The organism is Flavobacterium polysaccharolyticum, from assembly GCF_038739875.1.
In the GTDB taxonomy this organism is placed as follows: domain Bacteria; phylum Bacteroidota; class Bacteroidia; order Flavobacteriales; family Flavobacteriaceae; genus Flavobacterium; species Flavobacterium polysaccharolyticum.
Genome location: NZ_JBCGDP010000117.1, coordinates 1 through 240 on the forward strand (window position 1 = coordinate 1; position 240 = coordinate 240).

At 46.2% G+C, this 240-nt stretch carries 1 protein-coding gene; it reads left to right on the forward strand.

Annotated elements, in window-relative coordinates:
* On the forward strand, nt 1-240 hold a 240-nt coding region (locus WFZ86_RS20315), incomplete at both ends, for a hypothetical protein (RefSeq protein WP_342693639.1).

Sequence of the window (240 nt, forward strand, 5' to 3'; positions counted from 1 at the left end):
TCAGTCCAGCAACTTCAACCCGTTGCCAAGGAGCAGGAGCAGTAACCACTACTACCACAGCTACGAATTCAACAGGTATTACCTATAGTTTAGATGCCGCTTCATTAACAGCCGGCAATAGTATAAATGCATCCACAGGGGAGGTTACTTATGTAGCAGGTTGGTCAGGAAGTACAACAATTACAGCAAGCGCTGCAGGATGTAACGGTCCTGCTACCACTACACATGTAGTAACAGTGA